24 protein-coding genes are annotated in these 23,919 nt (G+C 64.6%); 14 read left to right on the top strand and 10 right to left on the bottom strand.

The window, feature by feature from the left end; translation table 11 throughout:
* Positions 1–81: 81 nt before the first annotated feature.
* The 5 genes from DNK89_RS19390 to DNK89_RS19370 are packed head-to-tail and all read right to left on the bottom strand — an operon-like array spanning position 82 to position 5,572.
* Positions 82–1,938 (bottom strand): long-chain fatty acid--CoA ligase, encoded by a 1,857-nt coding sequence (locus DNK89_RS19390; RefSeq protein ID WP_110961440.1) that lies wholly within the window; start codon positions 1,936–1,938, stop codon positions 82–84.
* Between the two features lie 7 nt (positions 1,939–1,945).
* Positions 1,946–2,767, bottom strand: coding sequence for an ABC transporter ATP-binding protein (locus DNK89_RS19385; protein WP_110961439.1), 822 nt, complete (start codon positions 2,765–2,767; stop codon positions 1,946–1,948).
* Positions 2,764–3,603, bottom strand: coding sequence for an ABC transporter ATP-binding protein (locus DNK89_RS19380; protein ID WP_110961438.1), 840 nt, complete (start codon positions 3,601–3,603; stop codon positions 2,764–2,766). Before DNK89_RS19380 ends, DNK89_RS19385 begins: the two co-directional genes overlap by 4 nt.
* Before the next feature lie 14 nt (positions 3,604–3,617).
* On the bottom strand, positions 3,618–4,694 hold the full coding sequence (locus DNK89_RS19375) for a branched-chain amino acid ABC transporter permease (RefSeq protein ID WP_110961437.1): 1,077 nt from the start codon (positions 4,692–4,694) through the stop codon (positions 3,618–3,620).
* Between the two features lie 2 nt (positions 4,695–4,696).
* On the bottom strand, positions 4,697–5,572 hold the full coding sequence (locus DNK89_RS19370) for a branched-chain amino acid ABC transporter permease (RefSeq protein ID WP_094288787.1): 876 nt from the start codon (positions 5,570–5,572) through the stop codon (positions 4,697–4,699).
* A gap of 191 nt (positions 5,573–5,763) precedes the next feature.
* Here DNK89_RS19370 and DNK89_RS19365 point away from each other — a divergent pair, with 191 nt between their 5' ends.
* From DNK89_RS19365 to DNK89_RS19355, 3 genes are all read left to right on the top strand, one after another.
* Positions 5,764–6,561: a crotonase/enoyl-CoA hydratase family protein gene (locus DNK89_RS19365; RefSeq protein ID WP_110961436.1), complete on the top strand. Its 798-nt coding sequence runs from the start codon at positions 5,764–5,766 to the stop codon at positions 6,559–6,561.
* 108 nt (positions 6,562–6,669) lie between these two features.
* Positions 6,670–7,155: a thioesterase family protein gene (locus DNK89_RS19360; RefSeq protein WP_110961435.1), complete on the top strand. Its 486-nt coding sequence runs from the start codon at positions 6,670–6,672 to the stop codon at positions 7,153–7,155.
* Between the two features lie 203 nt (positions 7,156–7,358).
* Positions 7,359–7,919 carry a polymer-forming cytoskeletal protein gene (locus DNK89_RS19355; RefSeq protein WP_110961434.1) on the top strand — a complete coding sequence of 187 codons (561 nt, stop codon included), beginning with the start codon at positions 7,359–7,361 and terminating at the stop codon, positions 7,917–7,919.
* A gap of 77 nt (positions 7,920–7,996) precedes the next feature.
* On the opposite strand, the gene DNK89_RS19350 is transcribed toward DNK89_RS19355, so the two are convergent.
* Complete coding sequence (locus DNK89_RS19350; RefSeq protein WP_015012492.1) at positions 7,997–8,419, bottom strand: acyl-CoA thioesterase; 423 nt, start codon at positions 8,417–8,419, stop codon at positions 7,997–7,999.
* 128 nt (positions 8,420–8,547) lie between these two features.
* Between DNK89_RS19350 and DNK89_RS19345 the strand changes: the two genes are divergently transcribed.
* The 3 genes from DNK89_RS19345 (at position 8,548) to DNK89_RS19335 (ending at position 11,774) form a co-directional block, all read left to right on the top strand.
* Entirely contained in the window at positions 8,548–10,392 is a 1,845-nt protein-coding gene (locus tag DNK89_RS19345) for an ABC transporter ATP-binding protein/permease (protein ID WP_110961433.1), read from the top strand.
* A gap of 43 nt (positions 10,393–10,435) precedes the next feature.
* Positions 10,436–11,368 carry a 2-hydroxyacid dehydrogenase gene (locus tag DNK89_RS19340; protein ID WP_110961702.1) on the top strand — a complete coding sequence of 311 codons (933 nt, stop codon included), beginning with the start codon at positions 10,436–10,438 and terminating at the stop codon, positions 11,366–11,368.
* Between the two features lie 73 nt (positions 11,369–11,441).
* Positions 11,442–11,774, top strand: coding sequence for a nucleotide pyrophosphohydrolase (locus DNK89_RS19335; protein WP_060983895.1), 333 nt, complete (start codon positions 11,442–11,444; stop codon positions 11,772–11,774).
* A 174-nt stretch (positions 11,775–11,948) separates the two neighbouring features.
* Here the strand turns inward: DNK89_RS19335 and DNK89_RS19330 are convergent, their stop codons facing one another.
* The 3 genes from DNK89_RS19330 to DNK89_RS19320 are packed head-to-tail and all read right to left on the bottom strand — an operon-like array spanning position 11,949 to position 14,875.
* The gene (locus DNK89_RS19330) at positions 11,949–12,986 is read right to left on the bottom strand and encodes a DctP family TRAP transporter solute-binding subunit (protein ID WP_060983896.1); all 1,038 of its coding nucleotides are present in this window, start codon (positions 12,984–12,986) and stop codon (positions 11,949–11,951) included.
* A gap of 39 nt (positions 12,987–13,025) precedes the next feature.
* The gene (locus DNK89_RS19325; protein ID WP_110961432.1) at positions 13,026–14,324 is read right to left on the bottom strand and encodes a TRAP transporter large permease; all 1,299 of its coding nucleotides are present in this window, start codon (positions 14,322–14,324) and stop codon (positions 13,026–13,028) included.
* Positions 14,321–14,875 carry a TRAP transporter small permease gene (locus tag DNK89_RS19320; RefSeq protein WP_110961431.1) on the bottom strand — a complete coding sequence of 185 codons (555 nt, stop codon included), beginning with the start codon at positions 14,873–14,875 and terminating at the stop codon, positions 14,321–14,323. The genes DNK89_RS19325 and DNK89_RS19320 overlap by 4 nt, the downstream gene beginning before the upstream one ends.
* A 250-nt stretch (positions 14,876–15,125) precedes the next feature.
* Here DNK89_RS19320 and DNK89_RS19315 point away from each other — a divergent pair, with 250 nt between their 5' ends.
* The 6 genes from DNK89_RS19315 (at position 15,126) to DNK89_RS19290 (ending at position 20,465) form a co-directional block, all read left to right on the top strand.
* Positions 15,126–16,058, top strand: a complete 933-nt coding sequence (locus tag DNK89_RS19315; protein WP_110961430.1) for a LysR family transcriptional regulator — start codon at positions 15,126–15,128, stop codon at positions 16,056–16,058.
* Between the two features lie 181 nt (positions 16,059–16,239).
* Positions 16,240–17,136 (top strand): amino acid ABC transporter substrate-binding protein, encoded by an 897-nt coding sequence (locus DNK89_RS19310; protein WP_110961429.1) that lies wholly within the window; start codon positions 16,240–16,242, stop codon positions 17,134–17,136.
* 117 nt (positions 17,137–17,253) lie between these two features.
* Positions 17,254–18,153: an amino acid ABC transporter substrate-binding protein gene (locus DNK89_RS19305; RefSeq protein WP_060983901.1), complete on the top strand. Its 900-nt coding sequence runs from the start codon at positions 17,254–17,256 to the stop codon at positions 18,151–18,153.
* Positions 18,154–18,261: 108 nt separating this feature from the next.
* Positions 18,262–19,020, top strand: a complete 759-nt coding sequence (locus tag DNK89_RS19300) for an amino acid ABC transporter permease (protein ID WP_015012502.1) — start codon at positions 18,262–18,264, stop codon at positions 19,018–19,020.
* Position 19,021: 1 nt separating this feature from the next.
* On the top strand, positions 19,022–19,687 hold the full coding sequence (locus DNK89_RS19295; RefSeq protein WP_015012503.1) for an amino acid ABC transporter permease: 666 nt from the start codon (positions 19,022–19,024) through the stop codon (positions 19,685–19,687).
* Between the two features lie 40 nt (positions 19,688–19,727).
* Entirely contained in the window at positions 19,728–20,465 is a 738-nt protein-coding gene (locus DNK89_RS19290; RefSeq protein WP_015012504.1) for an amino acid ABC transporter ATP-binding protein, read from the top strand.
* A gap of 106 nt (positions 20,466–20,571) precedes the next feature.
* Here DNK89_RS19290 and DNK89_RS19285 read toward each other — a convergent pair whose 3' ends face one another.
* Positions 20,572–21,492 (bottom strand): MurR/RpiR family transcriptional regulator, encoded by a 921-nt coding sequence (locus DNK89_RS19285; protein ID WP_110961428.1) that lies wholly within the window; start codon positions 21,490–21,492, stop codon positions 20,572–20,574.
* Between the two features lie 99 nt (positions 21,493–21,591).
* Between DNK89_RS19285 and DNK89_RS19280 the strand changes: the two genes are divergently transcribed.
* Together DNK89_RS19280 and DNK89_RS19275 are read left to right on the top strand one after the other, a co-directional pair.
* A complete protein-coding gene (locus DNK89_RS19280) occupies positions 21,592–22,773 on the top strand; it encodes a M20 family metallopeptidase (protein WP_110961427.1) in 1,182 nt (393 codons plus the stop codon).
* A 65-nt stretch (positions 22,774–22,838) separates the two neighbouring features.
* Positions 22,839–23,828, top strand: a complete 990-nt coding sequence (locus DNK89_RS19275) for a tripartite tricarboxylate transporter substrate binding protein (protein WP_110961426.1) — start codon at positions 22,839–22,841, stop codon at positions 23,826–23,828.
* Positions 23,829–23,919 lie beyond the last annotated feature (91 nt).

The following is a 23,919-nucleotide window of genomic DNA, read 5'->3' as shown; positions in this document are numbered from 1 at the left end:
TTATAGAACGATGCCCGGGGTGGGGCACCAGCACTTTCCCTATCCTGATGGGCGTGGCCTGTGGTTGCTTGCCGCGCGCGCCTACCGGTACATGGCCTCGATCTGGGGGGCGTACTTCTGCTGCACCAGCTTGCGCTTGAGCTTCATGGTGGGTGTCAGCTCTTCATCCTCGGCCGTGAGCTGGGTGTCGAGCAGGAAGAACTTTTTGATCTGCTCCACGCGGGCGAACTTGGTGTTGACGCGGTCGATCTCACCCTGGATCAGTTCCTGCACCTCGCGCGTACGAGTCAGGCTGGCGTAGTTGGAGAAAGGCACGTCGTTGTCCTGCGCGTACTTCTCCACGTTCTCCTGGTCGATCATGATGATGACTGTGAGGTAGGGCAGCTTGTCTCCAATCACCACCGCGTCGGTGATGTAGGGGCTGAACTTGAGTTCGTTCTCCAGCTCGCTGGGCGTGATGTTCTTGCCACCCGCCGTGATGATGATGTCCTTCATGCGGTCGGTGATGCGCAGGTAGCCGTCCGCATCGACCAGCCCCACATCGCCCGTGTGCAGCCATCCGTCGGGGTCGATGGTTTCAGCCGTCTTCTCGGGCTGGTTGAGGTAGCCCTTGAACACATTGGGGCCGCGCACCAGGATCTCGCCGGTGGCGGGGTCGATGCGCACCTCGTTGTAGCTGGCTGCCGGGCCGATGGAGCCAGGCTTGATGCGGGTAGCGGGCACGCCCGTGGCCGCGCCGCAGGTCTCGGTCATGCCCCACACCTCCAGCATGGGCACGCCCAGGGCCAGGTACCACTTCACCAGCTCGGGCGAGATGGGGGCTGCCCCCGTGACGAGGAAGCGGGCGCGGTGGATGCCGATGAGCTTGCGCACATTGTTCAGCGCAAGAAAGCGCGCGAGCATGAACTGCGCCTTCAGCAGGCCACCCACTGGCTTGCCCGCCAGCACGCGGTCTGCAATGCGCGTGCCCACACCAATCGACCAGGCATAGGCCGCCTGCTGCAGCCGCGTGGATTCCTTCAGGGCAATCATCACACCCGAATAGAACTTCTCCCACACCCGCGGCACGGCGGTGAACACCGTAGGTGCAATCTCGCGCACGTTCTCGGGCACGGTGTCCGGGTTCTCCACAAAGTTCAGGCGTGCGCCGGTGTAGAGCGAGAAGTACTCGCCGCCCATGCGCTCGGCGATGTGGCACAGCGGCAGAAAACACATGGTCTCATCCGCCTCGCTGCGCGAGATGAGCGTGTTGTAGCCACGCACGGTGTAGGTCAGTGCGCCGTGTGTGTGCATGGCGCCCTTGGGCTTGCCGGTGGTGCCGGAGGTGTAGACCAGAATGGCCAGGTCGTCGGGGCGGCAGGCCTTGACGCGCTGCATCAGTGCGTCGGGGTGTTGTGTGTTCCACGCGCGGCCCAACTCGCGCAGGTTCGCAAGGCTCAACACATCGGGGTCGTTCAGGCTGCGCAGGCCTTCCATGTCGAACACCACCACCTTGCGCAGCAGGGGCAGGTTGTTGCGCACTTCCAGCGCCTTGTCGAGCTGCTCGTCGTCTTCCACAAACAGCACGGTGGTGCGCGAGTCTTCACACAGGTAGTGCACCTGCGCGGCTGCGTCGGTGGGGTAGATGCCGTTGGCCACGCCGCCGCAGCTGAGCACGGCCAGGTCGGCCAGCACCCATTCGATGTTGGTGTTGGAAAGGATGGACGCGCACTCACCCGGCGCAAAGCCCAGCGACATCAGGCCGCCGGCAATTTCCCGCACGGCCTCGGCCGTCTGGTCCCAGGTCCAGCTCTTCCAGATGCCCAGCTCCTTCTGGCGCATCCACACGCGCGGGCCGCGCTCGGCCACAGCGTTCCAGAACATGGCGGCGATGGTGTCGCCCGCCAGCACGTCGGTGCCTGCGGGCTGGATGTGATCGAGGTCCCAGAGATTGCTCATGTTGTCCTCACCGCCATGTCTTCTTCTTTTTCCACCGCCGCTCGCCCCGCACTCCTTCGTCCTTCATGCCGAGGTAGAACTCCTTGATGTCGTCCTTTTCGCGCAGGCGCTCGCAGCTGTCTTCCATCACGATGCGGCCGTTCTCCAGCACATAGCCGTAGTCCGATGCGTTTAGCGCCATGTTGGCGTTCTGCTCCACCAGCAGGATGGTGGTGCCGCGCTCGCGGTTGATGCGTACGACGATCTCGAAGATCTCCTTGGTGAGCTTGGGGGAGAGGCCCAGGCTGGGCTCGTCCAGCAGGATGAGTTCGGGGTTGGCCATGAGCGCGCGTGAGATGGCCAGCATTTGCTGCTGGCCGCCCGAGAGCAGGCCCGCATCCTGCGCGGCGCGCTCCTTCAGGATGGGGAAGTAGCCGAACACTGTCTCGATGTCGCGCGCTACTGCGTCCTTGTCGGCACGCGTGTAGGCGCCCATCAGCAGGTTGTCGCGCACGGACAGCAGCGGGAACACCTCGCGCCCCTCGGGCACATGCATCAGGCCCCGTCGCACGATGGCGGCTGGGTCGTTGGCGGTGATGTCGGCTCCCTGGAATTCGATGGAGCCCTTGCGGGGGTCGATGATGCCGCTGATGGTCTTGAGGATGGTGGTCTTGCCCGCCCCGTTACTCCCCAGCACGGCAGCGATCTCGCCGCGCCGCACCTGCAGACTCACGCCCCGGATGGCCTTGATGGGGCCGTAGGCGCTCTCCACGTTCTGCAGGCGCAGCAGCGGCTGGTCGGCGGCGCTGGCTGCCTGGCTGGTGGCGGGGGGGGGCAGCACGGCGCTCATGTGCGGACTCCCATGCTGGAACCCGCAGGCCGGCGCAGGTTGCTCACGTCGTCGATGGTGCCCAGGTACGCCTCGATCACCCCAGGATGCGTTTGTACTTCGCGCGGCGTGCCCATGGCCACCACCTCGCCCTGGTTCATGGCCAGCACACGGTCGGACACCTTGGACACCAGCGACATGTCGTGTTCCACCATCAGCACCGTGATGCCCAGCTCGTGCTGGATGTCCTGGATCCAGAAGGCCATGTCGTCGGTCTCCTCCACGTTCAGGCCCGACGAAGGCTCGTCGAGCAACAGCAGCTGCGGCTCGGTGCACAGCGCGCGGGCCAGTTCCACCACCTTGCGCACACCGTAGGGCAGGCCGGCCACCATGGTGTCGCGGTAGTGCTGCAGGTCGAGAAAGTCGATGACCTGCTCGGCCTTCTCGCGCGCCTGAACTTCGCCCTCACGCACCTTGCGCGTGAAGAACATCTCGGCCCACAGGCTGCTGTGCTGCCGGGTGTGGCGGCCGATCAGCAGGTTGTGCAGGACGCTCGCGTGCTCGAAGAGTTCGATGTTCTGGAAGGTGCGCGCAATGCCCAGGCCCGCCACCTTGTGGGGCGGCTGGTCGGTGAGCGGCAGCATGGCGCCGCCGGGGCCCGCATAGGCAATGGTGCCGGTGGTGGGCGTGTAGATGCGGCTGATGAGGTTGAACACCGTGGTCTTGCCCGCGCCGTTGGGGCCGATGAGGGTGAACACCTCGCCGCGCCGCACGTCAAAGCTCACGTTGTTGACGGCTAGCACGCCGCCAAAGCGGACGCTGAGGTTCTGAGCCGAAAGCAGAACGTCTTGGTTCATGGTGGTCGCCGCGCTCATTTCAAGCGATCCGATTTCTGGAACGACTTCTGCCGCTTGAACAGGCCCTTGCGGTAGAACGGGAACATCTGCAGCCAGGTGCGCACCTTGAGCCAGCGGCCATACAAGCCCATGGGCTCAAACAGCACAAACGCAATCAGCACGACGCCGTACACCACCGCCTGCAGGCCAGGCGACTGACCGATGGAGTCTGGCAACCAGTCCTTGCCCAGGGAGATGAGCTGCGGCATGGAGATCAGGAAGATCGCGCCCAGGAAGGCGCCGTGCACCGAGCCCAGCCCACCGATCACGATCATGAGCAGCAGGTCGATGGACTGCAGGATGTTGAACTGGTCGGGCGAGATGAACTGCAGCTTGTGGGCGTACAGCGCGCCGCCGATGCCCGCCAGCGCGGCCGACAGCGAGAACGACAGCGTCTTGTAGCGCGCGAGGTGAATGCCCATGCTCTGCGCCGATATCTCTGAATCGCGGATGGCAACAAACGCGCGCCCTGTGGGAGAACGCAGCAGGTTCAGGATGGCCAGCGTGCAGACCACGGTGATGACGAGGCACAAGAAGTAGAACGACTCCGTGGTCTCGAACGCATAGCCGCCGATCTGCGGTGGCACCAGGTGCTTGCCCGAGTTGCCACCCGTCACCGACTCCCAGCGTGCAAACACCTCTTCGACGATGAAGCCAAAAGACAGCGTGGCCATGCCGAGGTAGATGCCTTTCACGCGCAGCGCGGGCAGGCCCACCACCACACCCACGGCAGCCGACAGCCCCGCTGCGCAGGCCAGCGACAGCGCAAACGGCCAGCCCATGCCGGTGAGTACCGCCTGCGTGTACGCCCCTACTCCCAGGAAGGCCGCATGCCCAAGCGAGAACAGCCCCGTGAAACCCGCCAGCAGCATCAGCCCCAGGCCCACGATGGAATAGATGAGCACAAAAGTGAGCTGCGCCAGCCAGTATTCAGGCGCCAACCATGGCGCGGCGAGCAGCGCCAGGCCTAGCAGGCTGTACCAGAACACATGGCCGCCATGTTTGGCCAGGCGGATGTCTTGCGCGTAGCTGGTTTTGAAAAGAAAGCGCATGGTCAGACTTTCTTTCTCAGTTTTTCGCCGAAGAGGCCATTCGGTTTGACCATCAGCATGATCAGCACCACGATGTAGGCGGCCGTGTCCTTGAACCCATCGGGCAGGTAAAAGCCCGAGAGCGATTCGACGATGCCAATCACCAGCCCGCCGACGATGGCACCCGGCAGGCTGCCAAAGCCCCCCACCACGGCAGCCGGAAACGCCTTGAGCCCGATGAAACCCATGTTGGCGTGCACAAACGTGATGGGTGCCAGCAGCAGCCCCGCCACCGCCGCCACCACGGCCGCCAGCCCCCAGGCCAGGCCGTTGAGCCGCTGCACCGGGATGCCCATGTAGTAGGCCGCCAGCTGGTTTTGCGAGGCGGCCTGCATCGCAATGCCCAGCTTGCTGTAGCGGAACATCGCAAACAGCAGCACGCACAGCACGCCCGTGGCACCGATCACCACCAGCTGCTCGGCGCTGACCACCAGCTCGCCCAGCCGCAGGGACTGGTCCTTGTAGGGCACGGGCAGCGTGTGCGTGTCGGTGCCGATGTTGGGGATCATGGTGACCAGGCCGCGCATCACATACCCGATGCCGATGGTGAGCATGACGATGGAGAACGCAGGCTGGCCAAGGATGGGGCGGATCACCGCGCGCTCGACCAGCACGCCGAACAGCCCCATGGCCACCACGCTGGCCAGCACTGCCACCCAGAAGGGAAAGCCCAGCACGGTCATCAGCGCCAGGCCGCAGAAGGCGCCGAGCATCATGAGTTCGCCCTGCGCAAAACTCACGGTTTCGGTGGCTTTGTAGATGAGGACAAAACCCAGCGCGATCAGCCCGTAGATGCACCCCTGGGAGACACCGCTGATCAACAGTTGCACAAATTGCACCCTGGCTCTCCAGAAGATTTTTACAAAGCGATTGCTTTGCATAAATAATGCTGCCTGCGACCGCTGCTTACCGCACTCGGGGCTAACCCTGATGGGGGCGTGATCGGGTAGCGGCGGATATTGACCCAGCACCAAACCCTGCGCAATAGGAGTTACGTCGGGTGCACACGACCCGCCCACAGGAGAGCACCATGTCCGTAGAGGTGGAAACGCAAGGCCGTGTCACGCTGGTGACACTGCGCAGGCCCGATGTGCGCAATGCGGTGGACGCCAACACAGCGCAGGCCTTGCACGCCGCATTTGTCGCGTTCGACCAGGACGCGCAGGCAGACGTGGCCGTGTTCCACGGAGCAGGCGGGCATTTCTGTGCGGGCTGGGATCTGCAGTCGGGCGCGCGTTTGCTGGCCGACGGTGTGGCGCCCGAGGCGCTGGCGCAATCGCTCGATTTCGCCCCCGATGCGGTCCACCCGCCGGGGCCGATGGGCCCGAGCCGTTTGCAGCTGACCAAGCCCGTGATCGCTGCGATTGAAGGTGCGGCGGTGGCGGGCGGCATGGAGCTGGCGCTGTGGTGCGACCTGCGCGTGATGGCCGAGGATGCGTACATGGGCGTGTTCTGCCGCCGTTTTGGCGTGCCCCTGATCGACGGCGGCACTGTGCGGCTGCCGCGCCTGGTGGGCCTGTCGCACGCGCTGGACCTGATCCTGACCGGCCGCAAGGTCGAAGCCGACGAGGCCTTGCGCATGGGCCTGTGCAACCGCGTGGTGCCAGCGGGCCAGGCGCTGCAGGCGGCGCTGGCGCTGGCACACACGCTGACCGCCTTTCCGCAGGCCACCCTGCGCGCCGACCGCGCGAGTGCGCTGGCGGGCGAGGGCCTGCCGCTGCAGCAGGCACTGCTGCAGGAGTGGGCCGGTGGGCGCGAATGCCTGGCCGAAGCGCTGCGCGGGGCCACCCGGTTTGCCGACGGGGAAGGGCGCCACGGCAAGTTTTAGATAAAAATGGCCATTTGCGCCTGTCCATCATGTGCTGATAGCTACAAAATCAGGAGCATTCGGAGCTGTGCCCCTTGTTCCTTGCACCACATCCATCCCAGGAGACCCATGAGAAAATCCGAGCCCCCCGCCCCGCAAGCCTTCGAGCCCGCCTTCATCGCCGGGCTCAAGGCCATCTTTGAAGAGAAGATCGTGTTCAACCAGGTGCTGGGCCTCAAGATCACGTCGCTGGCGCCCGATGGCGTGGTGGGGCGCATTGACATGAAGCCCGACCTAGTGGGCCACTACGCCTACAACCGCATCCATGGCGGCGTGATCAGCGCGGGGCTCGATGCCATGGGCGGCCTGGCCGTGATGGCCGCGATTGGCGCCAAACACCTGGACGAGCCGCCCGAGCAGCGCCTGCACCGCTTTGCCAAATTGGGCACCATCGACCTGCGCATCGACTACCTGCGCCCCGGCATCGGCAGCCACTTCGAGCTGCGCGCCCAGGTGCTGCGTCTGGGATCGCGGGTCGCCACCACGCGCATGGAGTTTCTCGGGCCAGACGGGCAGATCATGTCGGCAGGCGCCGCTGCATACATCGTGTCTTGACGCGTGCGCCGCAGGATGTAAGAGCCTGTTGACGATCTCGCAGGGGACCCCTGGGAGATCGTCAACAGGCTCTTACGGATGTGTGATCCCGCAAGCCCTGCAAGCGCATGCAACCATCGAACCGTTTGGTTACGGTTCTTGCGTAACGAGGGCATTTTTTTGCGTGCCGCAAACCTAGCATGGCCTCTTTTCAAGGAGATCTGATGGCCGTGCAAAACCCCTTCTTTGGCAAGCGTGAACCCGAATCGTTTCAACCCCGCAGCAGCACCAACTCAGGCTCCGTATTGGGGAGCAGTGCGGTGAACAACAGTGCCGCATCGGCACAGCCGGTGCCCCCAGCGGCAGCCCCCAAGCCCAGCAGCGCCAGCGACAGCTCGGGCAGCAAGCTCACGGTGGGTCCCAACATCAAGCTCAAGGGCGTGGAGATCACCGACTGCGACACCCTCGTGGTCGAGGGCACCGTCGAGGCCACGATGGACTCGCGCGTGATCCAGATTTCGGAGAACGGGGCTTTCAAGGGCTCGGCCGAGATCGACATTGCCGAGATCCACGGCGAGTTCAACGGCACGCTCACCGTACGCCAGAAGCTGGTGATCTACAGCTCGGGCAAAGTCAACGGCAAGATCCGCTACGGCAAGCTCGTGGTGGAAGAGGGCGGCCAGCTGGCGGGCGAGATCGAGGCGGGATTTTCTTCCTCCTCGTCCAGCAGTCCACAGCGTGCCGCAGCGCCATTGAGGGCAGAGCCCGCCGCGCTGGCGGCTTGATCCAAGCCCTGGGTCGTTGCGCGGGCGGGCGCCGCCCGGCGCGGCCCATCCACCTGGGCTGCTACTAATTAATCCGCTCACGCAGGCGCGTTGTGCTTGGGCACCGGGCGCGGCCTGCCCTGGTGGTCAATGGCCACGTACGTCAGGCGCGCCTCCGTCACTTTCACATACTGCCCCTGGGCGGAAAAACGCTCGGCATACACCTCCACCTCCACGGTGACCGAGGTGTTGCCCACCCGCGTGATGGCCGAGAAGAACGACAGGATGTCGCCCACGCGCACGGGCTGCTTGAAGATGAATTCGTTGACCGCCACCGTGGCCATGCGGCCCTGGATGTAGCGCGCGGGCAGCACGGAGCCCGCCAAGTCCACCTGCGCCATCACCCATCCGCCAAAGATGTCGCCATTGCCGTTGGTGTCGGCGGGCATGGGGATGACCTTGAGCACCAGTTCCTTGTCGGTGGGCAATGCGGCGGGTGGTGGGCTGAAAACAGCAGACATGGGCACAATCTCGGTTGGGGCTGAGCCAATCCTTGGGGAAACCGGTGGTTTCCGCAGGCCTTGCGCCCCGAGAAAAACCACCTGGGCATCAGCCAGGTCGGTAAAAACAACAACCGGAATTGTCCCCCATGCGCCACCACGGCGAAACTGCCCCCACCGCTGCCGGTGCCACTGCCAGTGGCATGGCCGCCAGCCCCGCGCCGGTCCAGTCGGACTGGGCCACCCTGCACCGATTGCTGCCCTACCTGTGGCAATACAAGTGGCGCGTGATCGCCGCCATCGTCTTCATGGTGGGCGCCAAGTTCGCCAACGTGGGCGTACCCATCCTGCTCAAGACGCTGGTCGATGCCATGAGCCTCAAACCGGGCGACCCCACCGCGCTGCTGGTGGTGCCCGTGGGGCTGCTGGTGGCCTACGGCGCGCTGCGGCTGTCCACCTCGCTGTTCACCGAGTTGCGCGAGCTGGTGTTTGCCAAGGCCACGCAGGGCGCGGCGCGCTCGATTGCGCTGCAGACCTTTGAACACCTGCATGCCCTGAGCCTGCGGTTTCACCTGGAGCGGCAGACCGGCGGCATGACGCGCGACATCGAGCGCGGTGTGCGCGGCATCGAGTCGCTGATCTCCTTCACCCTGTTCAACGTGGTCGCCACGCTGGTCGAGGTGGTGCTGGTGCTGTCGGTGCTGGCCATCAAGTTCGACGCCTGGTTTGCGTGGATCACGCTGGCGGCGCTGGCGCTGTACATCCTCTTCACGGTGCTGGTGACCGAGTGGCGGACTAAATTTCGCCGCGAGGCCAACGAGTTCGACTCGGCCGCGCACTCCAAGGCCGTGGACTCGCTGCTCAACTACGAGACGGTGAAGTACTTCAACAACGAAGGCTTTGAGGCCCGCCGCTACGACGAAAGCCTGGAGCGCCTGCGCCGAGCGCGCCTGAAGAGCCAGACCACGCTGTCCATGCTCAACACCGGCCAGCAGCTCATCATTGCCGTGGGCCTGGTGGCCATGCTGTGGCGCGCCACGCAGGGCGTGGTCGACGGCCGCATGACGCTGGGCGATTTGGTCATGGTCAACGCGTTCATGATCCAGCTCTACATCCCGCTCAACTTCCTGGGCGTGATCTACCGCGAAATCAAGCAAAGCCTCACCGACCTGGACAAAATGTTCACGCTGATGGACAAGGAGCGCGAGGTGGCCGATGCCCCCGGCGCCCAGCCGCTGGCAGGGTTAGACCAGCCCACCGTGCGCTTCGAGGACGTGGTGTTTGCGTATGACCCCAAGGGCGGGCGCACCATCCTGCAGGGCATCAGCTTCGAGATTCCGGCGGGCAAGACGGTGGCAGTGGTCGGGCCCTCGGGCTCGGGCAAAAGCACCCTGGCACGGCTGCTGTTCCGCTTCTATGACATCCAGCAGGGCCGCATCACCATTGCGGGGCAGGAGATCCGCGGCGTGACGCAGGCCAGCGTGCGCCAGGAGATCGGCATCGTGCCGCAGGACACCGTGCTCTTCAACGACACCGTGGCCTACAACATTGCCTACGGCCGCCCCGGAGCGACGCAGGAGGAGATCGAAGCCGCCGCCCGCGCTGCGCGCATCCACGACTTCATCGCCAGCACGCCCAAGGGCTACGCCACCATGGTGGGCGAGCGCGGGCTCAAGCTCTCGGGCGGCGAAAAGCAGCGCGTGGCGATTGCGCGCACGTTGCTCAAGAACCCGCCCATCCTGATCTTTGACGAAGCCACCAGCGCGCTGGACTCCGCCAACGAGCGCGCCATCCAGGCCGAGCTGCAGGGCGTGGCGCAGAACAAGACCACGCTGGTGATTGCCCACCGCCTGTCCACGGTGGTGGACGCGCACGAGATCCTGGTCATGGACGCGGGCCGCATCATCGAACGCGGCACGCACGCGCAGCTGCTGGCCCTGGGTGGCCGCTACGCCAGCATGTGGTCGCTCCAGCAAAGTGATGCCGCCGCCTGAGCAGCGTCTTTCTCTCATTCATTTGTTTCGCGATTTGTCATCCATGAAGCCCGTCCTTCTCGCCCTCATGTTTTTGTCTGAAGAGCACATCGCCCAGATGGCCCAGACCTTTGAAGTGATCTACGCGCCTGACGCGCCGCAGGCCGCAGCCGCCATCGCGCAGCACGGCAGCCGTGTGCGGGTGGTGTTGACCATCGGCTCGGTGGGCCTGAGCCCGGCGCAGATCGATGCGCTGCCCACGCTCACCCTCATTTGCGCGCTGGGCGCAGGTTACGAGAACGTGGCGGTGCACTACGCCAAGGCCCGGGGCATCGTGGTGGCTACGGGTGCGGGCACCAACGACGACTGTGTGGCCGACCACACCTGGGGTCTGCTGATCGCGGCGCAGCGCCGCATCCTGCCGCTGGACAAGGCCACCCGCGCTGGCATCTGGCGCACCGCTTTGCCGCTGCCACCTAACGTGTCGCACAAACGCCTGGGCATCATCGGCCTGGGCACCATCGGCAAGAAGATTGCGCAGCGCGCCCTGGGCTTCGAGATCGAGGTCGGCTACCACAACCGCAGTGAGCGCACCGATGTGCCTTACCGCTACTTTGCCGATGTGGCGGCGCTGGCCGAGTGGGCAGACTTTCTTGTCATCGCCACGCCCGGCGGCGCGGGCACCAAGCATCTGGTCAACGCTGCGGTGCTCAACACGCTCGGCTCGCGCGGCGTGGTGGTCAACATTGCACGTGGCAGCGTGATCGACACCGCCGCCCTGGCCGCCGCGCTGCGCGAAGGCCGCATTGCCGCTGCGGGCCTGGATGTGTACGAGAGCGAGCCCGCGCCCCCGGCCGAGCTGCTGGACCTGGACAACGTGGTGCTCACACCCCATGTGGCGGGCTGGTCGCCCGAGGCCGTGCAGGCCTCGGTGGACCGGTTCATGGAGAACGCCCGGCGCCACCTGGCGGGCGAGGTACCGGTCACGCCGGTGTGATGGGTTTCAGGTATTTCAGGCCGCTAGCGCATGTTGAATATGCGCTGGTAGCTATTGAATCAGGAGCAATGGAATGTCTGTCGATCTGACGGCGCTGCAGGCCCGGTTGCGCACATTTGCGGCAGAGCGGCAGTGGCAGCCGTTCCACACGCCCAAGAACCTGGCGATGGCGCTGATGGTGGAGGCGGCCGAGCTGGCGGAGATCTTTCAGTGGATGACGCCGGAGCAGTCGCTCGCGGTGCGTGAGGACCCGGCGCTGAAAGAGCCCATTGCCGATGAGGTGGCCGACGTGCTGCTGTACCTGCTGCAGCTGGCGGACCACGCGGGCGTGGACCTGGCCGAGGCGGTGGAGCACAAGCTGCGCAAAAACGCGGTCAAGCACCCGGTTCCCGATGATTTGAAGTAAAAGTGGCGGGTAGCGCCAGTGCAATATGCCTTGAATGCTATTAAATAGATAGCGACATTGCAGGCACGTCACCCGCAGTTGCCTTTGTGCCCGCTCAGCAAAAAGCCCCGCCATGGCGGGGCTTGGGCAGACACCGGGCGACTGCCACGCACCGGTGCCAGGTCCGCTGAAGGATTACTTCTTGCGGGCGGCAATGGCCTTCTCTGCGGCGCCCACCAGGTCGGCGCCAATCTGGCCCTTCCACTTTTCGTACACGGGGCGCGTGGCCTTCACGAACGCGTCGCGCTCGGCGGCGGACAGCTGCGTGACGGTCACGCCGTTGGCCGCGATTTCCTTGAGCAGGGGCTTGTCGGCCTCGACCATGCCTTTGCGGGCAATAGCGATTTCTTCCTTGCCGGCGTCGATGGCGGCCTGCTTCACGATCTCGCGGTCCGCTGGGGTCCACGACGCCCAGATGTCCTTGTTCACCACAAACACCAGCGGGTCGTTCACGTAGCCCCACATGGTGATGTGTTTCTGGGCCACGGTGTGCAGCTTGGCGGCCTGGTACACGGCAATGGGGTTCTCCTGGCCGTCCACGGCGCCGCTGGCAAACGCCGGCTGTGCGTCGGCCCAGCTCATCTGCGTGGGGTTGGCGCCCAGCGCGGTGAAGGTGTCCAGGAACAGGGGCGAGCCCACCACACGGATCTTCAGGCCCTTGAGGTCGGCAGGGCTCTTGATGGCCAGCTTGGAGTTGGAGATTTCGCGGTAGCCGTTTTCACCCCAGGCGAGGGGCACGACGCCTGCCTTCTCCAGCGTGGTGAAGATCTGTTTGCCCACGTCGCCTTGCGTCACTGCATCAACGGCCGCGTAGTCAGGGAACAGGAAGGGCAGCGAGAACAGGTTGAGCTGCTTGACCTGGGGCGACCAGTTGATGGTGGAGCCCACGGCCATGTCGATCACGCCCTGGCGCAGCGCGCTGAACTCGCGCGTCTGGTCGCCCTGGATCAGCGATACGCCGGGGTACAGCTTGATGTTGATGCGGCCGTTGGTGCGCTCGCGCACCTTGTTGGCCCACAGCTCACCGCCCTTGCCCCAGGGGAAGGCCGTGCCCAGCACCAGCGACATGCGGTATTCGCTCTTGTACGCGGTTTGCGCGATGGCGGCAGGTGCGGTGAAGGCGAGGGCAGCGGCAGCGGCCACGGCCGAAGTGAGGAAGGTGCGCAGTTTCATGGGTTGTCTCCTTGTTGGATGGATGGGTGAGAGTAGAAATCAGTAGCCCAGCTGCTGCGGCAGCCAGAGCGCAATCGACGGGAACACGACGACCAGCAGCATGGCCAGTGTCATGGCCAGCACCAGCCAGATGACCCAGCGCGTGGTCTGCTCCATGCGCACGTTGGCGATCTTGCTGGACACCATCAGGTTCACCGCCATGGGCGGGGTGAACTGGCCGATGGCCACGGTGAGTGTGAGCACCACGCCAAACCAGACCACGTCCCACTGGTAGTGCTGCATGATGGGCATGAGCAAGGGCACAAAGATCAGGAAGATGGAGATGCCATCCAGGAACATGCCGGCGATCAGCAGCAAGACGATCAGCGCACCGAGCACCCCCTGTTCGCTCAGCCCGGACTGCACGATGGCGCGTGTGATGGGGTCGATGACTCCCAGGGTGGACAGCGAGAACGCAAAGATGCCTGCCAGCGACACCACCACGAGGATCACAGCGGACAGCTCGCCCGCCTCCCGCAAGATGGTGAACAGGTCGCGCACACGAATCGTGCGGTGGATGCACATGCCCACAAACAGCCCGTAAAAGACGGCCACCACCGCAGCCTCGGTGGGGGTGAACCATCCCGCACGCATGCCCCCAAGGATCACCACGGGCGCGGCCAGTCCCCAGGACGCCTCGCGCAGGCTGCGCCAGAAAGGCGGGCGCGGCATGTCGGCCTCTGCGGCGCCCATCTTGTGGCGGCGGGCCAGCCACACGGCAGGCACGATCAACGCAAGGCCCGCCAGGATGCCGGGGAACATGCCTGCGGCGAAGAGTGCAGGCACCGAGGCGCCCGGCACCAGCACCGAGTACACGATGAACGCGACCGATGGCGGAATGAGAATGTCGGTGGCTGCGGCACCGGCCACCACGCTGGCCGAGTAGGCAGCGGGATACCCGGCGCGTGCCATGGCTGCGATCATTACCCCACCTACTGCCGCTGCGGTCGCGGGGCCCGAGCCCGAGATGCCGCCCAGGAACATGGCCACGGCAATCGCCACCAGCGGCAGCATGCCAGGCCCCCGGCCCACGATGGACACGGCAAAGTTCACCAGCCGCAGTGCCACGCCCGAGCGGTCGAAGATCGAGCCCACCAGCACAAACATCGGGATGGCGAGCAGCGGGTATTTGCCCAAGCCGGCGTAAAAGTTCTGTGGCACCGCCAGCAGACCGAACCAGGGCGCCTCCGCATTGGCGATGGCGATGGCGGTAGCACCCGCCAGGCCCAGTGCCGCGCCAATCGGCACGCCCAGAAACATCATGCCCAGAAAGGCGACAAACAGCAGGGTCGCGATCATGGGCGGGCTCCCTGTTCCGCCGATGCGCGCCGCAGCCGGGCGAACAGTTGCAAGGCCCTTGCCGTGGTCAGTGCGCACAGCACCGGCAGCCAGACCGAGTACCACCACTGCGGCACGCCGATGCCGGGGGAGGTTTCTTCAAACCGGTAGTCGTCCCACACCACGCGGATGCTGAGCACCGTGATGAGTGCAAACAGCAGGGCCACCATCAAGGCGCCGAACTGCGCCAGCACCTGGCGTCGGCGCTCGGAGCCGCCATCGGCAAAAAACTCGATACGGATGTGCAACTGCCGCGCCACGGCGGCGGAACCGCCGACCATGGCCAGCACGATCATCAGGAACACCGAAATTTCTTCGGTCCAGGCAAACGATGCATCGGTGAAATAGCGCACCACCACGTTCACGAAGGTGATGAGCGCCAGGGCGGCCATGGTCAGGACGATGAGCCAGTCTTCCAGGCGCAGGGAACGGGGTTCGTCGAGGGGGGCACTGGGCGCCGCAGCAGGCACTGGGGGCGCAGCAGATGGCCCTTCAGGAGTGGAGGTGGACATGAACGCGGGGAGTCAGAAGAACAGAGGGCCGATGCCGATCTTGCTGCCCGGCGGCGTTGTGCACCTGGGGCGTTGACCGATGATGAGGCGGGGTAGACGCGCTGGGTATTATGCGTCGCTTGCTATGCATGCACAGCATTGGTGCGGTGCCGCAAACGCGGGCGCGGCCTGCGTCGATGCGCCGCGCGCTCTGTAGAAACCCTCATGCCGGCGGCCAGCAGGCTCCAGCCCGCGCGCGGATAATGCGCCGATGGAAACCAAGTGGCTTGAAGATTTCGTCAGTCTTGCGGAAACCCGCAGCTTCAGCCGGTCAGCGCAGCTGCGGCATGTGACCCAGCCCGCGTTCTCGCGGCGGATCCAGGCGCTGGAGGCCTGGGCCGGCACCGATCTGGTGGACCGCAGCTCCTACCCCACCCGGCTGACCCCGGCCGGCAAAACCCTCTACGACCAGGCCCTGGAGATGCTCCAGTCGCTGCAGAACACGCGCGCCATGCTGCGTGCGCACACCAGCGCGGGCAAGGACATGATCGAGTTTGCTGTGCCCCACACGCTGGCGTTCACGTTCTTTCCGGCCTGGGTGTCCAGCCTGCACGACAAGTTCGGCCCGTTCAAAAGCCGCCTGATTGCGCTGAATGTGCACGACGCCGTGATGCGGCTGGTGGAGGGCGGTTGCGATTTGCTGATTGCCTACCACCACCCTTCGCAGCCGTTTCAGCTCGATGCCGACCGCTATGAAATGGTCAGCCTGGGGCAGGAGGTGCTGTCGCCCTACAGCAAGGCCGACGCTGACGGCCAGCCCGTGCACCGCCTGCCGGGCCGCGCGGGGCAGCCGCTGCCCTACCTGGGCTACGCGCCCGGTGCTTACCTCGGGCGGGTGACCGAACTCATCCTCAAGCAGTCGCAGACACCCATCCACCTGGAGCGCGTGTACGAGACCGACATGGCCGAGGGCCTCAAGGCCATGGCGCTGGAAGGGCACGGCGTGGCCTTTTTGCCCCACAGCGCCGTGAAGAAGGAACTGCGCTCGCGCCGCCTCGTCAGTGCCGCGCCCCCGGACGCTGAAGGCTTGCAAATGACCATGGATGTGCGCGCCTACCGCGAAAAGCCCAATGGCAAGGACACCCCCAAAGGCACCGCGCAGGCGCTGTGGAGCTACCTGCAGGCCCAAGCGGCTTCATGCTAAGGGTAAATACGGACATAAACAGTTTGCATAGTTGTGCGCGCAAACGGCATTGGAATTTCACCGTAACGACACGTACAGTCTGCGCCATCGCCGGATCGGTGGACAGCAGCGTGTGCCTTGGCAGGGCCCCACGGTGGCACGAAGATTGCAAACCCGGTTCATTCCTTCACAGAGGCATCGTATGAAAGTTCAGCATTGGGGATTGGCCTGGGGCCTCGCAGCACTGTGCTGTGCTGTCGGTGCGTCTGCGCAGGCCAGCGTGCTGGAGCGCGTGGCTGGCGGTGGCAAGCTGGTCATCGCCTACCGCGAATCCTCGGTGCCTTTCTCTTATGTCGACAGCCAGTCGGGCAAGCCGGTGGGCTACGCGCTGGACCTGTGCCTGCGCATGGCCGAGCTGGTGCGCAAGAAGACCGGCAAGAAGGACATGGAGGTCGAGATGGTGCCCGTCACCCCGGCCAACCGCATCGCCATGATCGAGCAGGGCAAGGCCGACATGGAGTGTGGCTCCACAACCAACAACGCCGAGCGGCGCCAGAAGGTGGCCTTCACCATCCCCCATTTCATCACCGGCGCGCGTCTCCTGGTCAAGGCCGCCAGCCCCATCGACAAGGTGGAGGACCTCAACGGCAAGAAGCTGGTGTCCACCAAAGGCACCACGCCCCTGAAGGCGGCCGACCAGGCCAACCGCGAACGGCTGATGGGCATCACCATCGTGGAGGCGCCCGACCATGCCAAGGCCGTGGAGATGGTGGAAAAGGGCGAGGCCGACGCGTTTGTGATGGACGATGTGCTGCTGTACGGCCTGGCTGCAGGGCGGCCCGACCCCAAGGCGCTCAAGGTGGTGGGCCGGTTCATGACGACCGAGCCGCTGGCCATCATGCTGCCCAAGAATGACCCCGAGTTCAAAAAGCTGGTGGACGAGGAAATGCGCCGCCTGATCACCAGCCGCGAGATTTATCCGATTTACGACAAGTGGTTCAACAAACCCATCCCGCCCAACAACACGGTGCTGAACCTGCCGGTCAGTTACTTGTTGCGCGACTTCTGGAAATACCCTACCGACCAGGTCCCGTTCTGACTAATATCCCTGGTTGCGAGTTACCCCTTTTTGGAGTGCGGTCCTGACCGGAGACCCCGGGAAGGCCCCTGTCTCTAAAATCCCCCCCTTTTTCGTTTTCAACACAAGGAGATCCCTATGAAGAAACATTTGCTCGCGGTTGCCGTGACCGCCTTGGCTGCTGGCAGCGTATTTGCCCAGGCCAATGACACTCTGGCCAAGATCAAGGCCTCCGGCAGCGTGACGCTCGGCGTGCGCGAGTCTTCGGGTCTTTCGTACACGCTGGGCAACGGCAAGTACGTGGGTTTCCACACCGAAATGGGTGAAATCGTCCTGCACGACATCCAGAAGCAGCTGGGCCTGGCCAAGCTGGACATCAAGTACCAGCCCGTTACCTCGCAGAACCGCATCCCCCTGGTGACCAACGGCACCGTGGATCTGGAGTGCGGCTCCACCACGAACAACGCCGCCCGCCAGAAGGACGTGGCTTTTGCCGTGACCACCTACGTGGAAGAAGTGCGCACCGTGGTGAAGGCCAATTCGGGCATCAACTCCATCAAGGACCTGAACGGCAAGACCGTGGCCACCACCACCGGCACCACCTCCGTGCAGACCCTGCGCAAGCACGAACGTGCAGGCGGCATCGACTTCAAGGAAGTGTTCGGCAAGGACCACGCTGACAGCTTCCTGATGCTGGAAACCGGCCGCGCTGACGCGTTCGTGATGGACGGCTCCATCCTGGCTGCCAACATCTCCAAGTCCAAGAACCCCGCCGACTACAAGATCGTTGGTGAAGTTCTGAGCGTGGAACCCATCGCCTGCATGCTGCGCAAGGACGACCCTGCCTTCAAGAAGGCCGTGGACGACTCCATCAAGCGCCAGATCGCCGACGGCTCGCTGGCCAAGCTGTACGACAAGTGGTTCATGCAACCCGTGCCACCGACCAACACCAAGATCGGTCTGCCCATGTCTGAAGCCACCAAGGCAGCCTGGGCCAACCCCAACGACAAGCCCATGGAAGACTACGCCAAGAAGTAATCTTCGCAACGCTTGTGCCCCTTCGGCCAACCGGTTTGAAGGGGCTTTTTTGTTGGGTGGGCCAAGGGTGGCGCCCAACGCATAACCAAAATTTGAAGGGGTGCTCCTATGAGTTGGGATTGGCAGGTGTTCTGCCAGGACACCATGGACCGGGAAGTCGTGCAAAGCTGCTTTGGCAAGGGCGGCGACATCACGTACCTGGACTGGATGCTGTCGGCCTGGGGCTGGACCGTGTCCGTTTCGCTGCTGGCGCTGCTGCTGGCACTTGTGCTGGGTTCCATCATCGGTACGCTGCGCACGTTGCAGGACCGTCCGATGATCGTTCGGCTGGGTAATGCCTGGGTCGAGCTGTTTCGCAATATTCCGCTGCTGGTGCAGATTTTCCTCTGGTACCACGTGCTGCCTACCCTGTTTCCGGTGCTGCGCGGCGTACCCGGTTTTGCACTGGTGGTGCTGGCGTTGGGCTTCTTTACCTCGGCGCGTATCGCCGAGCAGGTGCGCTCGGGCATTCAGGCCCTGCCACGCGGCCAGCGTTACGCCGGCATGGCCATGGGGTTCACCACGTTCCAGACTTACCGCTATGTGCTGCTGCCCATGGCGTTTCGCATCATCATTCCGCCGCTGACCAGCGAGACGATGAACATCTTCAAGAACTCGTCCGTGGCGTTTGCCGTGTCGGTGGCCGAGCTCACGATGTTCGCCATGCAGGCGCAGGAAGAAACCTCGCGCGGCATCGAGGTGTACCTGGCGGTGACCACGCTGTACATCCTCTCGGCGTTTGCCATCAACCGCATCATGGCCTTCATTGAAAAGCGTGCACGCATCCCGGGCATGGTCGTGAGTGGCGCGGCCGGAGGGGGGCATTGATATGAATCTCGATTTCTCCTTCTACAACTGGGACCTGATCTCCAACTTCGTGCTCAAGGGGCTGTATTTCAGCCTGATCCTTACGCTGGTGGCGACCGTAGGCGGCGTGCTGTTCGGCACCGTGCTGGCGCTCATGCGCCTATCGGGCAAGAAGTGGCTGGATGTGCCCGCCACCATCTACGTCAACGGCATGCGCTCCATCCCGCTGGTGATGGTGATCCTGTGGTTCTTCCTGCTGGTGCCGGCCATCATCGGCCGCCCCATCGGCGCAGAAGTGTCTGCCGTCATCACCTTCATCGCCTTCGAGGCGGCGTACTTCAGCGAAATCATGCGCGCGGGCATCCAGTCCATCCCGCGCGGCCAGGTGTATGCAGGCCAGGCGCTGGGCATGACCTACGGCCAGAACATGAAGCTGGTGGTGCTGCCCCAGGCGTTCCGCAACATGCTGCCCGTGCTGCTCACGCAGACCATCATCCTGTTCCAGGACACGTCGCTGGTCTATGCCATTGGTGCCTACGACATGCTCAAGGGCTTTGAAGTGGCGGGCAAGAACTTTGGCCGTCCGATCGAGGCGTACCTGGCGGCTGCGGTTCTGTACTTCGTGATGTGCTACGCGCTGTCCTGGATGGTCAAGCGCCTGCACCAGAAGATCGCGATCATCCGCTGATCGACGCTGGTGCAAAAGAGATTGGATTGAGGAAAAAGAAATGATCGAACTCAAGAACGTATCCAAGTGGTATGGCCCGGTGCAGGTGCTCAACGAGTGCTCGGCCACCATCAACAAGGGTGAAGTGGTGGTGGTGTGCGGCCCGTCGGGCTCGGGCAAGTCCACGCTCATCAAGACCATCAATGCGCTCGAACCCTTCCAGAAGGGCGAGATCACGGTCGATGGCGTGAAGCTGCACGACCCCAGCACCAACCTGCCCAAGCTGCGCAGCCGCGTGGGCATGGTGTTCCAGCACTTCGAGCTGTTCCCCCACCTGTCGGTGACAGACAACCTGACGATCGCGCAGATCAAGGTGCTGGGCCGCAGCGCGGACGACGCCAAGAAGCGCGGTCTCAAAATGCTGGAGCGCGTGGGCTTGATTGCGCACAAGGACAAGTTCCCCGGCCAGCTCTCGGGCGGCCAGCAGCAGCGTGTGGCCATTGCGCGCGCTCTCTCCATGGACCCCATCGTGATGCTGTTCGACGAACCCACGTCGGCGCTCGACCCCGAAATGGTCGGCGAAGTGCTGGACGTGATGGTGGGCCTGGCCAACGAAGGCATGACCATGATGTGCGTGACCCACGAAATGGGCTTTGCGCGCAAGGTGAGCAACCGCGTGATCTTCATGGACGTGGGCGGCAAGATCCTGGAAGACTGCTCGAAGGACGAGTTCTTCAACAACCCCGATGCGCGCCAGCCCCGTACCAAGGACTTTCTCAACAAGATCCTGCAGCACTGAACGCTGCCTTGCACTCCGCGTCGCACGGCGCGGTGCCAATAAAAAAGCGCTCCTCGGAGCGCTTTTTTCATGGCCCCACGGTTGCCGGAGACGCGTGCTGCGTGGGCTAGCGCTTGCTCCTTCGACCGGCGGGCGAAGGGCCTTCCACGATGAGCTGGGACTCAAAATCCGTCCACAGGTCGTCGCGCCGTTTCAGCGCTTCGGACACCGCCTTGTGCCGCAGCTGCGCCACGGCCGACACCAGCGCATTGCACAGGAAGAACGCAGCGGTGTAAGAGTCGAACGGCGACGCATTGGACGTGCGCACCTGCAGCCGGTGGTGGGCCACGGCGGCCAGGGGCGCTGCAGCGCTGTCGGTGATGGCCAGCACCTGGGCGCCCGCGTCGCGAAAGCGCTGCGCCACTTTCACCGGCCCGCTCGCGTAGCGGCGAATGCTGAAGACCAGCAGGGCGTCCTCAGGCTGAATCCACAGCAGCTGGTCGGTGGCGTCCACCGCGCCAGCCCCCAGTTCATGCACGCCGGGGCGGCACATGTTCAGGTGCAGCGCCAGCCAGGCTGCCACCGGGGCGCTGTTGATCTGCGCCAGCACAAAAATGCGGCCCTTGCCCTGCGCGATGCGCGCCACCATGGCCTCGAAGGCCGCCATGTCCAGCCCATCGCGTGTGGTGGTGAGGTTGTGCTGGTCGTGCAGCAGCGCATCGTCCACGCACTGCTGCAGGCTGCGCCGGGTGCCAATGGTGACGGGGGCACGCTGCCCGGCCGTTTGCAGCAGGGCGGTGACCTCGGCCCGCGCCTCGCGCTGCGCCTCGGCATAGCTGCCGTAGCCCAGCTTGGCAAACAGCCGCACCACGGTCGACGCACTGGTGCCTGTGCGGGCCGCGAGGGCCGTGGCGGACTCCAGCAGGGCATGGGGGTAGTCACGCCCCAGCGCCTCGGCCAACGCACGTTCGCTGGCGGTCAGGTCGGCGTCCTGGCGGGCCAGCCGCTCGGTCAGCAAGGCGGTGGATTCCTGCAATGATGATTTCATAAAATACTCAATCGTGCAAAATACGTTGCAAAACCCGGAGTCGCATGCAACACTGCGACCCAAATTTTGCCCCCACCCGGGCATTGCCCAAGGACAAGGATGCTCAATACCACGAACGAAACCCGACTGCCGGTGCATGCTCAGGTGCTGGACTGGCTGGCCCGGCAGCAGCAGGCCATGCAAGACCTGTTGCAAAAAGTGGTCAACATCGAGAGCTGCAGCCGCAATGAAGCGGGCGTGACGGCGGTGGCGCATGCTTTGGCCGAGCGCCTGCAGGCGGCCAGTGTGCCCGTGCAGTTCGAGCCCGTGCCCGGCTATGGCGTGCTGCTGCACGCGCAGGTCAACCCTGCGGAAGGTACGGACACCGGCGGCGCCCCCATCATCCTCATGGGGCACATGGACACGGTGTTTCCCGATGGCACGGTGGCCAAACGTCCCTACCGCGAAGAAGCGGGGCGCGCCTATGGCCCCGGCGTGGCCGACATGAAGTCGGGCCTGGTGCTCAACGTGTTTGTCGCCGAGGCCTTTGCACGCTGCGGCGGGCTGAAGGCGCCGCTGCACCTGTTCTTCTCGTGCGACGAAGAGGTCGGCTCGCCCGCCACGCGCGACCTCATCATGGCCCGCGTGCGGGGCGCGCGTGCAGTGTTCAATGCCGAGCCCGGCCGCGTGAGCGGCAACGTGGTCACGAGTCGCAAGGGCTCGATGGTGGTGGAGTTCGAGGTGCAGGGCGTGGCCGCACATGCGGGCATCAACCACGCCGCAGGCGCCAGCGCCATTGACGCCCTGGCGCGCAAGACGCTGGCGCTGCACGCGCTGACCGACACTGCCACGGGCATCACCTGCAATGTGGGCGTGGTGCAGGGCGGCATCGTGCCCAACATGGTGGCCCCTCACGCGCGCGCCGAGGTGGACTTGCGCTTCACGGCCGACACCAACCCCGACGACCTGCTGGAGCGCGTGCGCGCCATCGTCGAAGAAGAGTCCGTGCCCCGCACCCAGGGCCGCATCACCACCACGCGCCGCTCCCTGCCCATGAAGCCCACGCCCGACTACCTGCTGGCGCTGTACCAGCAGGGCGCCCGTTCACTGGGCTTTGAGGTGCAAGGTGAGTTCACCGGCGGCGCGGCCGACAGCGGCCTCACCGCCTCGGTGGGCGTGCCCACCCTGTGCGCCACCGGCCCCGTGGGCGGCCACCCGCACACCGAACGCGAGTACTGCGAGCTATCCACCTTCGTGCCCCGCGCACAAGCCGTGGCACTGGCCGTGCTGGCACACCCCTGATTCTTTCCGTCCCTGTGGGACCTGCTGGACCTGTTTTGACCCGTTTTCTGAGTTCCTTGACTGCCATGACCGCCACCACTTCCCGCCGCCATCTTCTGACCACTGGCCTGGGCCTCGCAGGCCTTGCTGCATTGCCCGCCCTGGCGCAGGACAAATTCCCGTCGCGTCCCATCACGCTGGTGGTGCCGTTCCCGCCCGGCGGGTCGGTGGACATCATGGCGCGCCAGTATTCCGAGCCGCTGTCGCGCGTGCTGGGCGTGCCCATCGTGGTGGAAAACCGCGCGGGCGCCGGGGGCTCGGTGGGCGCGCAGTATGTGGCGCGCTCCAAGGCCGACGGCTACACCCTGGTGGTCTCGTCGCAAAGCAGCCACCTGGCCAACCCGCTCACCCAGCCCAAGATCGGCTACGACCCCATCAAGGACTTTGAAAACATTGCCATCCTGGGCCGCCAGCCCAATGCCCTGGTGGTGCACAGCAGCCTGCCGTTCAAGACCTTCAAGGAGTTCATCGACTACGCCAAGAAGAACCCCGGCAAGCTCAACTACGGCAGCGGCGGCGTGGGCAGCATGGGCCAGCTCAATGTGGAAATGCTCAAGGTCTCCACGGGCGTGTTCACCACGCACATTCCCTACCGTGGGGGCACGCCGCTGATCACGGGTGTGCTGGGCAACGAGGTGCAGTTCATCCTCGACAACCTGGTCATCATGCTGCCGCACATCCAGGCGGGCAAGGTGCGCGCCCTGGCCGTGGCCGCCGACCAGCGGCTGCCGCAGCTGCCCGACGTGCCCACCATGGCCGAGGTGGGCCACCCCGAGCTGAACCTTACCTCCTGGACGGGCCTTGCTGCGCCTGCAGGTACACCCGAGGCTGTGGTGCAGACCCTGTACAAGGCCGTGCGCCAGGTGGCCACGTCGCCCGCCATGGTGGCCAACCTCAAGGACCGGGGCGTGATCGTGCCGGAAGAGATGCCACCCGCTGCGTTCGAAAAGATGATGGCCGACCGCATGGTGAAGTTCGGCGCAGTCGTCAAACGCGCGGGCATCACCGCCGAATAAACCGGTCCACCTGCCCGTAGCGCGCCGGTTTTGAGCGATTTTGCTCGGTAGCGCTACGTTCATATGCCTCGAAAGCTATGAAAATGAGAGC

Origin of the sequence: Acidovorax sp. ST3 (genome assembly GCF_003231145.1) — a bacterium.
Taxonomy (GTDB): Bacteria; Pseudomonadota; Gammaproteobacteria; order Burkholderiales; family Burkholderiaceae_C; genus Acidovorax.
The sequence above is the reverse complement of the archived record's forward strand: the minus strand, read 5'-3'. Positions and strand labels throughout refer to the sequence as shown.